10 protein-coding genes are annotated in these 13,780 nt (G+C 62.9%); 6 read left to right on the forward strand and 4 right to left on the reverse strand.

Annotation, left to right across the window (positions count from 1 at the left end):
- Window positions 1–64: 64 nt before the first annotated feature.
- On the reverse strand, window positions 65–3,022 hold the full coding sequence (gene glnE / locus B0B52_RS00265) for a bifunctional [glutamate--ammonia ligase]-adenylyl-L-tyrosine phosphorylase/[glutamate--ammonia-ligase] adenylyltransferase (protein ID WP_254425585.1): 2,958 nt from the start codon (window positions 3,020–3,022) through the stop codon (window positions 65–67).
- A 69-nt stretch (window positions 3,023–3,091) separates the two neighbouring features.
- On the opposite strand from glnE, the gene B0B52_RS00270 reads away from it, so the two are divergent.
- The 4 genes from B0B52_RS00270 to B0B52_RS00285 all read left to right on the forward strand — a co-directional run bounded on the left by B0B52_RS00270 (window position 3,092) and on the right by B0B52_RS00285 (window position 10,799).
- The gene (locus B0B52_RS00270; RefSeq protein WP_077591598.1) at window positions 3,092–7,270 is read left to right on the forward strand and encodes a YhdP family protein; all 4,179 of its coding nucleotides are present in this window, start codon (window positions 3,092–3,094) and stop codon (window positions 7,268–7,270) included.
- A gap of 2 nt (window positions 7,271–7,272) precedes the next feature.
- Window positions 7,273–8,079: a carbon-nitrogen hydrolase family protein gene (locus B0B52_RS00275; protein ID WP_077591599.1), complete on the forward strand. Its 807-nt coding sequence runs from the start codon at window positions 7,273–7,275 to the stop codon at window positions 8,077–8,079.
- Between the two features lie 104 nt (window positions 8,080–8,183).
- Window positions 8,184–10,160 carry an ATP-binding protein gene (locus tag B0B52_RS00280; protein ID WP_139351765.1) on the forward strand — a complete coding sequence of 659 codons (1,977 nt, stop codon included), beginning with the start codon at window positions 8,184–8,186 and terminating at the stop codon, window positions 10,158–10,160.
- Between the two features lie 12 nt (window positions 10,161–10,172).
- The gene (locus B0B52_RS00285; RefSeq protein WP_077591600.1) at window positions 10,173–10,799 is read left to right on the forward strand and encodes a response regulator transcription factor; all 627 of its coding nucleotides are present in this window, start codon (window positions 10,173–10,175) and stop codon (window positions 10,797–10,799) included.
- Between the two features lie 10 nt (window positions 10,800–10,809).
- Here the strand turns inward: B0B52_RS00285 and B0B52_RS22380 are convergent, their stop codons facing one another.
- Complete coding sequence (locus tag B0B52_RS22380; RefSeq protein ID WP_168173450.1) at window positions 10,810–10,959, reverse strand: hypothetical protein; 150 nt, start codon at window positions 10,957–10,959, stop codon at window positions 10,810–10,812.
- On the opposite strand from B0B52_RS22380, the gene B0B52_RS00290 reads away from it, so the two are divergent.
- Window positions 10,958–12,109 carry a murein transglycosylase A gene (locus B0B52_RS00290; protein WP_254425588.1) on the forward strand — a complete coding sequence of 384 codons (1,152 nt, stop codon included), beginning with the start codon at window positions 10,958–10,960 and terminating at the stop codon, window positions 12,107–12,109. The genes B0B52_RS22380 and B0B52_RS00290 overlap by 2 nt on opposite strands.
- The gene (locus tag B0B52_RS00295; protein ID WP_077591602.1) at window positions 12,106–12,444 is read left to right on the forward strand and encodes a hypothetical protein; all 339 of its coding nucleotides are present in this window, start codon (window positions 12,106–12,108) and stop codon (window positions 12,442–12,444) included. The genes B0B52_RS00290 and B0B52_RS00295 overlap by 4 nt, the downstream gene beginning before the upstream one ends.
- 11 nt (window positions 12,445–12,455) lie before the next feature.
- On the opposite strand, the gene B0B52_RS00300 is transcribed toward B0B52_RS00295, so the two are convergent.
- Window positions 12,456–13,142 carry a hypothetical protein gene (locus tag B0B52_RS00300; RefSeq protein ID WP_077591603.1) on the reverse strand — a complete coding sequence of 229 codons (687 nt, stop codon included), beginning with the start codon at window positions 13,140–13,142 and terminating at the stop codon, window positions 12,456–12,458.
- Window positions 13,143–13,151: 9 nt separating this feature from the next.
- Window positions 13,152–13,637 (reverse strand): Lrp/AsnC family transcriptional regulator, encoded by a 486-nt coding sequence (locus B0B52_RS00305; RefSeq protein ID WP_077591604.1) that lies wholly within the window; start codon window positions 13,635–13,637, stop codon window positions 13,152–13,154.
- Window positions 13,638–13,780 lie beyond the last annotated feature (143 nt).

Here is a 13,780-nt window from a genome sequence, read left to right on the forward strand (position 1 = left end):
GGCAGGTAGCCGGAGACCGGGTTTCGGCGCCGTTAGCTGCGGTGCCGAAACATGGCCGGGTTCTTCAGGGCTCTCCGAGCACTGCAGCCCACAGGGCAAGCACGGCGTTGCGCTCGGCCTGCAAATCCGGCGGGGTGACCTGGGTCGGGTTTTCATTCAGGCGCGCGCGGTGTTGTACGCGGCGCAATTTGCGATAGGCGCCAGCCGCGGCCTCGCCCACGCCCGCAGGTAACAAACCGGCAACCTCGGCCCGCTGCAGCAGGGCAATGTTGCCGACGTTGTCGACAAGCCCGGAGTGCTCGCGTGACCGGGACAACACCAGAAACTGCACGACAAATTCAACATCAACCATGCCGCCGGGGCTGTGCTTGACGTCGAACTTCTCGCCGGTTTTTTCTCCCTTGATCGGATGCGCTGCACGTACCTTCTGGCGCATGGTCACAATTTCGTGCTGCAGGGCCGGGATGTCACGGACCGCGGTGATCACGGCCAGCCGCACCTCGTCGAAGCGCTGCCGGAGTGAGTGAGCCGGGCGGTTATCCCGCACAGGCTCTTCTCCCTGGGGCGTCAATGCCGCATGCAGCGCAGCAAGTATGGGGGCTACATCCTCTTCACCGAGAACAAAACGCGCGCGCGTGATGGCTTGGTGTTCCCAGGTCCAGGCGGTATTGCTGCCGCGCTGCTGCTGGTAGGCCGCATAGGCTTCGAAGCGGGTGACCAGCAGCCCGGAGTTGCCATTCGGCCGCAGCGCGGTGTCGATCTCAAACAGGTCGCCTTCGCTGGTCTTGATGGTCAGCCAGTTGATCAGCTTGCGAACAAAGGCCGCATAGACCTCGGGAGCGCGTTCGTCATCGTCTTCATAAACAAACACAATATCGAGGTCGCTGCCGTAGCCAAGCTCCTTGCCGCCCAGTTTGCCGTAAGCAATGATGGCGAACCGGGGTGTTTCCCTGTGACGGTTCTTCAGGTGCTGCCAGCACCAGGCGGCTGTGATCTTGAGCACGGTTTCGGCCAGGGTGCTGAGGTCGTCAGCGACCTGCTCGACCGTCAGCGCGCCTTCAACATCGCGCGCCAATGTACGGAACACTTCGGCGTGGTGCGCGCGGCGCAGCAGGTTCAGGCAGGTTTCCTCGTCATCCTCGCCGGTTCGCCGCAGGGCAGTCAAACGCTGCTGCAGTTCCTGCGTGAAGGCAGCGCTGTCAAAACGCTCATGCAGCATGGCGTCACTGGCCAGCTCGTCGATGACGCCCGGGTGCTGCAGCAGATAACGTGCAGGCCATTTGGCCGCGCCCAGCAGGCGCAGCAGCCGCTCATGTACCGCCGGCCGCTCCAGCAGCAATGCCAGGTAGCTTTCGCGGCGCAGCAGGGGCTCGATCCAGTCAATGATGCGTACCGCCGCATCCTCGTCGACCCGTCCTTCGGTCAGCCACAGGGCAGTACGCTGCACCAGACTGGTCAGCCGCGCCCGCGCGTCATCGCGCAGGCCCAGCACGCGAGGGTGCGTTCGCCACAGTTCCAGCCGCGTCTTGAATTTTTCGGGCCAGGTCTGGGAAAGTTTTTCCAGAAGTTCTTCAAGATCCTGCGGGGCTGCAGGAGCCGATTTTCCGCAGCCCTTGCAGTCTTTTTTCTTGCCCAGCAGGGTGTCAAACTCCTGGGCCACCAGTTCCCGGTGGGTGTCCAGCTCGCTGAGGAAAGCGCAGCAATTGCTGTAGCCCAGGGTCCGGGCAATCCAGGCCAGGTCATCGTCGCGGGTGGGCAGTACATGGGTTTGCTGATCGTCCAGGTACTGGATGCGGTGCTCGACGCGCCGCAAAAAATTGTAGGCACGCATCAGCGCCTCGGCTGTGGCCTGCGTCATCAGGCCGGCGCTGGCTACCCGCTGCAACGCATCCAGGGTCGGCCGTGTGCGTAACTCGGGGAATTGCCCGCCACGCACCACTTGCAGCAACTGCACGGTGAATTCAATTTCACGGATGCCGCCACGCGACATCTTCACATCGTTGGCGCGTTCGGGGTGGCCGGCCGCACGTTTGGACGCATGTTCCCGGATCTGCCGGTGCAGGATGCGCAGTGAATCGAAAACGTTGTAATCGAGGTAGCGCCGGAACACAAACGGCAGCACGGAGCCTCGCAGCGCCTGGGCCGAACAGTTTTGAATGCATTCCAGCGGCGCCACCACCCGGCTCTTGAGCCAGGCAAAACGCTCCCATTCGCGGCCCTGGACCTGAAAATACTCCTCCAGTGCCCCCAGAGAAATTGCGGCCGGCCCGGAATTGCCATTGGGCCGCAAAGCGAGGTCGACCCGGAATACAAAGCCGTGTTCCGTGGTTTCCCCGATCAGGTTGTAGATGGCCTTGACCTGCTGCGCAAAGTATTCATGGTTGGAGATGACACCTCGCCCACCTGTCTGTCCGGTGGTTTCTCCATCGTGGTCGTACACGTAGATCAGGTCGATGTCGCTGGAAACATTGAGTTCCCTGGCGCCGAGCTTGCCCATGCCGACGATCCACAACTGGGCTCGTGAACCAGGCACGCCAGGCACCTGGGGCACACCATGCAAAGCATCGAGGGGTGGGCGGGATGCGCAAATCGCAATGTCCAGGGCCAGCTCCGCCAACTCCGTCATGGCTCGGGTCACGACTTCCAGAGCCACCCCCGCAGCGATCAAGGCGCGGGCGGGGTCTCCATCAGCCGGGGCCGCGGAACCGGCTTCGCCGGGCCGCAGGCGCAGCGCCCCCTCGGGGGGCAGCGCAGTACGCGAAGCGACAAGCGTGGGGGCTTCATGATCACAATCAAGAACCACCAGGCGCTCCATGACGAGCTGGCGCAACACCCGCAGGGCAGCGCCGGTGTCCAGGCCCTGCGCCTGCAGGGCCTCATAGGCTGTTTGCATGGTGGCACGCACCGGCGCCCCTTCGGGCAACAAGGCAAGCTGTTCGGAATAGCGCCGCCGTATGCGCTGGACAAAGCGGGAATAGCCTGATGCCGTCTCTGGCATGTCCGAAAGTTCGGGCGATGGCATGAACATCACTAAACTCGCCGGAGTGGCGTGGAACGGACGGAAGCGCTGAAGGTCATAATTCTCATGCCAATGGATCAAACCACACTCACTCAGCCAGCGCCTGCCTCCAAACGTCTCAAAATTGCCGCGTTTGTTGCGCGTCTGGCCCTGGGCTTGGTGCTGGCTTTCTGGATTCTCTTCGGTATGGCCTGGGCCGTACTTCACGGCTGGATTGTGCCGCGAATCGGTGAGTTTCGCCCGCGCATGGAAACCATTGCCAGCCAGGCGTTGGGTGTACCCGTGCGCATAGGGCAGATCACAGCCCGACCTGGAGGGCTGATCCCGTCTTTCGAATTGCGAGACGTTGCGCTGCTGGATACGCAGGGGCGTGAAGCCCTGCGCTTGCCGCGTGTATTGGCCGCGGTATCACCCTCCTCGCTTTGGGGGCTGGGTTTCGAGCAGCTTTACATAGACCAGCCGGAGCTGGATATCCACCGCACCGCGGACGGGAAAATCCTTGTGGCTGGCCTGGATGTGTCGCTGGACGCCGGGCGGGACAGCAGCGCCATCGCCGACTGGTTTTTTTCCCAGACCGAGTTTGTCATCCGTGGTGGTACTGTGCGCTGGACCGACGACATGCGACGGGCGCCGGTGCTGGCGTTGACGCAAGTGGACTGGACGCTGCGCAACCCCGGGCGACGCCACCTGATGCGTCTGGATGCGACGCCACCGCCCGCCTGGGGCGACCGCTTCAGCCTGCGCGCTGTGTTCCGCGAGCCGCTGTGGTCAAGCGATGCTGGTGAGTGGCGCAAGTGGGTTGGCCAGCTTTATGCCGAGTTCTCGCGTGTTGACGCTTCTGAGGTCAAACGTTACGCCAGCCTCGACAGCCTGGGCATCGACCTGAGGGCCGGCAGTGGCGCACTTCGGGCCTGGGTTGATGTCAGCGAGGGGCAGATCACCGGTGGCACGGCCGATGTTGCACTGCTGGAGGTGGATGTGCAGCTTGGGAAGGCCTTGCAATCTCTGGCTCTGCAGGCGGTCAGCGGCCGGGTCGGCGGAAGGCAATTTGCAGGTGGGTTCGAATTTGCCACCGAAGGCCTGCAGTTCCGTACCCGGGATGGCTTGCAGTGGCCCGGCGGCAACTTGGCCCTTATCTATAACAGTGCGGAGGGCCGCTCACCCGCGCGGGGCGAACTCAAGGCCGACAAGCTGGATCTGGCTGCCCTTGCATTGATCGCCGGCCGGCTACCACTGGGCGACGCGGCGCATGCCATGCTTGTCACCCTTTCTCCCAAGGGGCTGGTGGACTCGGTAGAAGCAAGGTGGCAAGGGCCACTGCAGGCGCCTGTAACCTACGCCGCCAAGGGCCGGGTTACGCAGCTCGAGGTGGCCGCGCAGTTGGCCGGGCCGGGTACCCCCAACAGGCCGGGCGTGCGCGGCGCGGCTGTGGACTTCGATTTGACTCATCAGGGCGGAAATGCCAAAGTCCGGATCGGCAACGGCGAGATTAATTTGCCGGGCATCTTTGAAGATCCACATGTGCTGCTTGACAGCTTCTCGGCTGATGCTCAGTGGAAAGTGAGCGGGCCCAAAATCGACGTCCAGTTGCGCAACATGCTGTTTGCCAACGCGGACGCTCAGGGCAGCGCGCAGGCCGGCTGGCATACCGCTGAAGCAGCGCCGGTTCCTGCGGCGGGTGCTGACGTGTCGGACGGCCGCTTTCCCGGCGTGCTGGACCTGCAGGGCAGTCTCAGCCGCGGAGATGGCAGCAAGGTGCACCGCTACCTGCCGCTGATCCTGCCCGCCACGGTGCGCCATTACGTGCGTGACGCTGTCACCGAAGGCGCTCTCAGTGACGTGAAGTTCAAGGTCAAGGGCGACCTGATGGACATGCCGTTTTCCGATCCGAAAAAAGGCGAATTCAGAGTCTCTGCCAAAGTGGGCAAGGCTGGCTTTGCCTATGTGCCGAAATCGGTGCAACCGAAGGAGGCCAATGCCTGGCCCGCCTTGAGTGAGCTTGATGGCGAGCTGGTGTTTGACCGGGCTTCCATGCAGGTCAACGGTGCTGTCGGCCGGGTGGCCGGCTTCCCTGGGTTGCAGGTACTCAAGGCGGATGCCCGCATCCCCGACCTGATGCACGCGGCCACTGTGCAGGTAACGGCCGACCTGAAAGGTCCCTTGGCGGAGGCCGTAGGTGTGGTGAACAGCTCCCCATTGAGTGGCATCACCGACCAGGCGCTGGCCAAAACAGTGGCAGGTGGCATGGCCGACTACAAGCTCTCCCTTAGCCTTCCCCTGGCCAACATCGAGAAGTCCCGCGTGCAGGGCAGTGTCACCCTCGCGGGCAACGAGATGCGGTTTGCGCCGAATACGCCGCAGTTGACGCGCGCAAAGGGGCTGGTTACTTTCTCCGAAAGCGGGTTTTCGATCAGCGGTGGCCAGGCGCGGATGCTGGGCGGTGATGTCCGGCTGGAGGGGGGCACGCGGTCCCCTCCGGTGGGTCAGGCACGCAGCGCTGTTGAATTTCCGGATGCCAGCGTGCTTATTCGGGCGCAGGGCACTCTCACCGCGGAAGGGTTGCGTCAGGCCAAAGAGCTTGACCTGGCGTCCCGCCTCGCGCGCAACGTCAATGGCAGCACGGCCTACACCGCCAGCCTGGGCTTCGGGCGTGGTGTGGCCGAGATCAGTGTGTCCAGCAATCTGCAGGGCATGGCCCTGAGCTTGCCTGCGCCCCTGAACAAGAGCGCCGAAACCGCGCTGCCCGTGCGTTTTGAAAACACGGTGTTGCGCGGGTCAACCGGGACGGGTCAAGCCCTGCAGGATCAGGTGTCACTGACTCTGGGCCGTCTGGCTTCGGTGCTGTATGTGCGCGACATCAGCGGGGCGGAGCCGCGTGTTTTGCGCGGAGGTATTGCCATTGGCCTGGAGCCTGGCGAAAGTGCACCTTTGTCTGACACCGGCGTCGCCGCCAACGTGAATCTGGCGAGCTTTGACCTTGATGCGTGGGAAAAGGTGCTTGCCACCGGCGCGGTGGCTGGACCTTCCCCTGCAGGCGACGAACGCCTGACGCCGGCCAGTGCCATGTTGAGCTATCTGCCTACCACCATGGCCATACGTGCCCGCGAACTCGTTCTGGAAGGCCGAAAGCTCAACAATGTTGTTCTTGGCGGATCGCGCGACGGCCTGACCTGGCGTGCCAACATCGATGCTGCCGAGCTCAATGGTTACGTGGAGTTTCGTCAGCCAGGCGGGGCGGGCTCAGGGCGGCTCTATGGGCGGCTGTCACGCTTGAGCCTGGGCCAGAGCACGGCCAGCGACGTCGAGGCCATTCTCAATGAGCAGCCGGCCAATATCCCGGCATTGGACATTGTGGTGGAAGACCTGGAGCTGCGCGGCAAAAAACTGGGCCGGGTTGAAATTGACGCAGTCAATCGTGGTGCCGGCACAGTGGCCCGCGAAGGCGGTGTACGGGAGTGGCGCTTGAACAAGCTCAATGTCATCGTGCCGGAAGCCACCTTGACAGCCACCGGCAACTGGGTGGCGGTCAATGCGCAGCAGCCTGTTTCGGGTGGCGTCCGGGCAGGCGCCGAGCGGCGGCGGACGGTGATGAATTTCAAGCTCGACATTGCCGATTCAGGGGAACTGCTCAAACGTTTCGGCATGACCGACGTTATTCGCCGCGGCAAAGGAAAACTGGAAGGCCAGATTGCCTGGATAGGCTCGCCGCTGGGCCTGGACTATCCCAGCCTGAACGGGCAGTTCAACGTGAATGTTGCCTCCGGCCAGTTCCTGAAGGCTGATCCCGGTATAGCCAAGCTGCTGGGTGTGCTCAGCCTGCAGGCCTTGCCCCGGCGCCTGACGCTGGACTTCCGCGACGTTTTCTCCGACGGGTTTTCATTTGACTTCGTGCGTGGCGATGTGACCATCGCCCAGGGGCTGGCATCGACCAACAATCTGCAGATGAAAGGTGTCAATGCGGCTGTTCTGATGGAAGGTTCCGCCGACATTGCAAAGGAAACGCAGGATCTCAGAGTGGTGGTGGTGCCGGAAATCAATGCCGGCACGGCGTCGCTGATTGCGACCGTGATCAACCCGGCCATCGGGTTGGGCTCCTTTCTGGCCCAGTATTTCCTGCGGCGTCCGTTGAGCGAGGCTGCGACCCAGGAGTTTCATATCGACGGAACCTGGACCAACCCGAAAATCACCAAAGTCGACCGCAAGGCGGGAGGTGAGGCCAAACCTGCCGCCGACGGCGAATCCAGGAGGTAAACATGCAGCTCGCAGCCCTTCAAATGGTTTCTGGCGCCAGCGTACCGGCCAATCTGGCGGTGGCGCGGCAGCTGCTCGAGCAGGCCGCGGCGCAAGGCGCCGAGTTGGTGGTGTTGCCCGAGTACTTTTGCGTGATGGGCATGAAGGAAACGGACAAGCTGGGCGTTCAGGAGGCGGCGGGCGAAGGCCCCATCCAGGATTTTCTGGCCCGCTGCGCGAACGAACTCGGGCTCTGGATTGTGGGCGGCACTGTTCCGCTGCGTACCAGTGACAACCTGCGTGTGCGTAACAGTTCGCTGGCGTATGCCCCTTCGGGGCAATGTGTTGCCCGTTACGACAAGATCCATCTTTTCCGCTTTGACAATGGGCGGGAGCAGTACGATGAATCGCGGGTCATCGAGGGCGGATCGGCGCCGGTGACCTTTGACCTGCCTTCTGTTGATGGCCACACCTACAGGGTGGGTCTGAGCGTTTGTTACGACCTGCGCTTTCCCGAGTTGTACCGGGCCCTGAAGGCCGACGTGCTGCTGGTGCCCAGCGCCTTTACTTTCACCACCGGCCAGGCTCACTGGGAGGTCCTGCTTCGGGCCCGGGCCGTCGAAAACCTCTGTTACGTGGTGGCCGCGGCCCAGGGCGGTGTCCACGAAAACGGGCGCCGCACCTGGGGGCAAAGTCTTGTGGTGGGCCCCTGGGGTGAGGTCCTGGCGCAGCAGGCCAGCGACCCTGGTGTGGTCATGGCTCAGGCGCAGTTCGAGCGCCTTCAAGCGGTTCGTTTGCAGTTGCCCGCACTGAACCATGTGGTCTTGTGAACCAACTCGACGAAACCTCCCGCCTTGCTGAAGCGCCCCCGGGCCGGCGCCGCTGGAGCCGGCGGTGGGCCCTGTGGGTTTTGCTGGTTGCCCTGTTGCTGGGCATGTTGTCCACGTTGGTCTGGCTGGCGGGGCGTTATGAATCAAGCCAGGTCCAAAGCCGGCTAGAGCAGGATGTGATGCAGACCGCCACCGACATTCGGGGTGCGCTGAACCGCAATGTCCAGAGCTTTCAGGCCTTGCAGGCCAGCAGTCCCAGTCCCGAGGCGTGGCGGTTTTCGGCCATCGAATTGCTGCGCGAACACCGTGAGATCGTCAGACTGGAGTGGCGGGACCTGACGCTGGCAACGCCGTCTTTTGCCGAAACCCCTTACCGCACCTCCGTCTTCGAGCGGCTGGGTCGCGAGAACACCCAGTCCGACGTTAGTTTTGCATGTGCGGCTGCGCAGCGTTTCAGCGGTCCGGCTTATTCGACCAGCTACTTTCTGCCGCAGGCTGACGGGCTGGGTCTGGAAGTGCTGGACATGTGCCTTCCCGTCTCGACGGCGGGACGGCTCTCAGGCTACCTGGTGGCAACCTACTCGCTGCCGGACATGTTGTCAGAACTGGCGGGGCCGAAGCTGAGCCGCGGCCAGGGGCTGGCGTTTACGGAAGCCGATGGCACGCGCCTGGCCATGTACGGCAACCCGGCACGGGGTAACCGGGCCTATGTGGCCCAGCATCTGCTTGACCTTCCCGGCAACACGATGGTGCTGCGGCTGGAGCGCCAGGTGGGAACGCCGGCGCTGTTCCCCAACCTGCTGACTGCGCTGGTCGCGGCCATGTCGATTGCCCTGGTGGCCGTGCTGGCGTTGCTGGCGCGGGACATGCGGCGGCGGCTGAAGGTTGAGCATGACCTGGCCGATGCACTGGCTTTTCGCAAAGCCATGGAAGACTCGCTTGTGACCGGCATGCGCGCGCGGGACCTGCAGGGACGCGTCACCTATGTCAATCCGGCTTTCTGCCAGATGGTGGGCATGGAGGCCGGAGAATTGCTCAAGCACAGCATGCCTCCGCCCTACTGGCCGCCGGAACAGGTGGAGGAGTACCAGCAACGGCAATCCAGGCGGCTGGCGGTAGGTGCCACCTTGCCGCGCGAAGGCTTTGAGTCGGTGTTCATGCGCCGCGATGGCTCGCGCTTTCCGGTGTTGATCATCGAGGCGCCTCTGATCAATGCCGTGGGCAAGCAGACCGGCTGGATGAGCGCCATTCTGGACGTGAGCGAACAACGGCGCGTCGAAGAATTGTCACGGGCCAGCCAGGACCGCCTGCAGGCCACGGCCCGCCTGGCCACGGTGGGTGAAATGGCCTCGCTGCTCAGCCACGAACTGAACCAGCCGCTGGCAGCGATTTCAAGCTACGCCACTGGATCGCTGAACCTGCTGCAGAGCGCGGCAGCTGGCGACCCGCTGCCGCCGGACAACGAAGACCTGCAGCTGGCCATGCGCCGCATTGCAGAACAGGCTGAGCGTGCCGGCAAGGTCATCAAAAGCGTGCACGACTTTGTGCGTCGCCGCGACCAGGTGCGTGAGTCGATAGCGCCGCGCTTGCTGCTGGACGCCGTCATGCCGCTCGTAAGTTTGCAGGCGCGCAAGCTGGGGGTCCGTGTGTTGATTCGGGTCGATGAAAGTTGCGATCCCGTGCTGTGCGACCGGACCATGGTCGAGCAGGTGTTGCTGAACCTGGCGCGCAACGGCATGCAGGCCATGCAGGGGCTGGACAGACGCGATGAAAAGGTGCTGACTCTGCGTGTGCGGCCTGCCGCATCCAATGCGCACAGCCGCTGGGTGGAGTTTGCGGTGATCGACAATGGCCAAGGCATCCCGGAAGAGGTGGCGCGCCAGCTCTTTACGCCATTCTTCACGACCAAGCCAGAGGGCATGGGCCTGGGCCTTAGCCTGTGCCGCACTGTGATTGAGCAGCATGGTGGCTTCCTGGGGTTTGAGGCCGTGCAACCCCAAGGTACGATTTTCACTTTTACATTGCCGGTGGCGCTTGCCTCGGCCTTGCAGCAGCAAGCGGTAGCTGCTATAGCTACCTAGACAGGAGCAGTCATGGAACCTATTCAGAACGCCACCGTGTACATCGTGGATGACGACGCCAGCGTACGCGAGGCGCTGGCCTGGCTGCTGCGGTCCCGGCGCCTGATGAGCGAAACCTTTGACAGTGCCGAGGCCTTTGACAATCGGATTTCAGAACAGCTCAGGATCAGTTCGCCCTCCTGTGCGTTACTGGATGTGCGCATGGGCGACATGAGCGGGCTGGCCATGTTCGAGAAGTTGATTGGCTATGGTCTGCTTCCCACCCTGCCGGTGATTTTTCTGACCGGTCATGCCGACGTTCCAACTGCGGTGGATGCCGTCAAGCGCGGGGCCTTTGATTTTTGCGAAAAGCCCTTTTCCGACAACGCGCTGGTGGATCGCATTGAGCAGGCGCTGGCGCAGTCGGCGACCGCTCTGGCACAGCGCAGCGAACACACCAGTTTGCAGGCCCGTCTTGACGGCCTGACCGAGCGTGAGCGCGATGTCATGAAGCTGGTGGTGGAAGGACTGCCGAACAAGCTGGTGGCGGATCAGCTCGACATCAGTGTGCGTACCGTGGAGGTTCATCGGGCCCGGGTGTTTGACAAAATGCGGGTAAAGTCGGCGGTAGAGCTGGCTAATCTGCTCCGTAATTTATAGCGCTATAACGCTATCGCGGATCGCCCGGCTTGTCCTGGTCGGCTTCACGCCGGAGGGTATCTTTGAGTTCACCCTTGTTGCGGCCGGAGAACATCGTCCACCAGACAATGAAGACCAAAATGAGCAGGGCTCCGAAGGCTTCGAGTAAAAGTAAGGCCATGACTGTTTTTTTCCGGGTAACACCAAGCATCCTCATTATCGCCGCTGTGCTGGCCATCGCCGGCTGTACGAGCGCTCCCCGCTTGCCCGCTCCTCCGGCGCCCACGGGGGCCAGCGTTCCCGCGCGGCCCGACACGGGGGCCCAAGGGGCGGCCCAGGTGCGCGGCAAGAGCCGCTGGGTGCCTGTGGCCTGGACGGACTTGCCGGGTTTTGAAAGTGACACCCTGTTTGAAGCCTGGAACGCCTGGCTCAAAAGCTGCGAACGGCCGGGGGCTGTGTTTGCGCCTCTGTGTGGCGAGGTGCGGCGCCTGAGCATTGCCACCGGGGACGAGCAGCGCGCCTGGATGACCAGTCGTCTGCAGCCTTACCGCGTCGAAACGCTGCAGGGCCAAGCCGATGGTTTGCTCACGAGTTATTACGAGCCCCTGCTCAAGGCCAGCCGGCTGTCCGGCAATGGGTATGCGGTGCCGCTGTACCAGCCGCCAGCAGGCCTGAGCGGGCGCAAGCCCTGGTATACGCGCCAGGAAATCGAGACCCTGCCCGAGGCGCAGGCGGCGTTGAGGGGGAGGGAAATCGCCTGGCTGGCCGACCCGATTGATGCCATGTCGCTGCATATCCAGGGTTCGGGCCGGCTGCTTGTTACCGAGGCCGATGGGGGGCAGCGCACCGTACGCGTGGCCTTCGCGGGTTCCAATGAGCAGCCTTTCCGCAGCATCACCCAATGGTTGATCGAGCAGGGCCAGGGCCGGATGGTTGCGCCCTGGACGGAGTCGACCAAGACCTGGGTGGCGCAAAACCCCCAGCGCCTGCCGCAGCTGCTGTGGAGCAACCCGCGCTATATCTTTTTCCGTGAGGAGGCCTTGAACGAGAGGGACGCGGCCTACGGCCCGCGCGGTGCCCAAGGGGTGCCGCTGACGCCGGGCCGTTCCATTGCCGTGGACCGGGAAAGCATCCCTTATGGAACCCCCGTCTGGCTCGCGTCGCGTGGCGCAGCGGCAGACCTGCAAAAGCTCGTGATGGCGCAGGACACGGGCAGTGCCATTGTCGGCGCTGTGCGTGCCGACTATTTCGCCGGTACCGGCCCGCAAGCGGGTGAACTGGCCAGCCGGGTCAACCAGCCTTTGCGCCTGTGGGTGTTGTGGCCCAAATGAGTCTGACGTCCACCACCTTGTTCGGCCGCGGCTTGCTGCTCGCTACGGTTGCTTTTCTTTCGGCTTGTGCAGCCACCGGCAACGATTCAGGCGCGGCGCGTTACCGTTGTGAACATGGCATTGACTTCAGCGTGCGGTTTGTGGATGACAGCGCGCTGATTGAGAGTTCGCGCGGCTCTGACGTGCTTTTCCGCGACGCAGGCGGGCAAGGCGCATCGCAGCCCGTGTACAGCAATGCGCGATTGCGCGCCGAGTTTGGCCTGGGTTCGGGTGGGCGTGAGGCGATGCTGCGCTACCCGTTGCTGCCGTTGGTGGCGCGCTGCGTGCGGGATTGAAAAGAAGGGCCCTAACGCAGCGAAATCCGCAGTTGCACCGTCAACGCCGTCCGGCTTGCCGATTGCGTGTTGTTGAACAAACCGGAACTGCTACCGCTGCTGTCTTCATCTGACTGGGCCACGGTCACCCACTCGTTGAGTGGCGCAACCAGCGTCGTCACCACGCGGGAATCGGTGGGAGGAGTCGCGGGAGAAGCCGTCAGGCGCGTGCTTTGCACGGCTGCCAGTTCCAGCTCGGCGCTGTCGCCGCCCCGCCAGAGCGGCGTGGCAGAAAAACCGCTGCCCGCGTTGACCAGTACGGTGCCGCTGCCGTAGCGCACGATGCCGTTTTGCACAAAGCTGTGGAGCAGCCGCAGAGGGACGCTGTTGCCCGCCATGATGTTGGCGCTGCGCCCGTTCAATACCAGCAAGCGCTGCGCCACATCGCCCGACCCGGCTCGCTGGTCGCTTTGCGCTTCAAGGTTGACTTGAGCTCCAGAGTGGCCAGGCTGCAGCCGTACCGTGCCCGAGGCGCCCAGCGTGCTGCGGGATGCGCTGCTGCTGCGCACCTGGCGCACCTCAATCTGCAGATTGCGCATTGGCAAGGGCGCCGGATTTACTATCAAATCAGGAGCTGTTTGCGCCCATCCCGTATGGGCTGGAACCAGAAAAAGCATGACAAGCAGGGCTAAAAAGGGCTGTGGACGGTAATCAGGCATGGTGGGGCCTCATGGTGTTTTGTCTGACAGGTGACCCAGCGGCAGCACGCTGCTGGACTTGATTTCCCCCAACGAAAAGCTGGTGTGCATGTCTTTCACGTTGGGCAGGTTCAGCAGGCTTTTCAGGGCGAAGCGCGAAAAACTGTCCAGGTCCCGGGCCACCACCTGCAACTCGAAGGTGCCGGTGCCGCTGATGTAGTGGCAGGCAATGATTTCCGGCAATTTACGGATCGCCTCTTCCATCGCGCTGGTCGCGTCTCCCGTGTTGCGGTCCGCATCCAGGCGCACAAAAGCCAGCACGCCCAGGCCGATTTTGTGGCGGTCAATTTCCGCGCGGTAGCCCTTGATGAATCCGCCTTCCTCCAGCGCCCTGACGCGCCGCCAGCAAGGCGCTGCGCTCAGCCCGACGCGGGTGCTCAATTCAGCATTGCTCAGACGACCGTCCATCTGCAATTCATTCAGGATGGCGAGGTCAAACTTGTCTAGTGTTTCCATATGTGGCAATTTTAGGCAAGAATCTTTCGCTTGAGTGGCAAAACAAGGCATAAAAAGCAAAGACTTATCAGACCATCAAGCCTACACTTTGCTCCTATATAGAGGCATCGCCCTACCCGGGTGTGAGCCTTTTCTCTCCGCCC

Origin of the sequence: Polaromonas sp. A23 (genome assembly GCF_002001015.1) — a bacterium.
Taxonomy (GTDB): Bacteria; Pseudomonadota; Gammaproteobacteria; order Burkholderiales; family Burkholderiaceae_C; genus Polaromonas.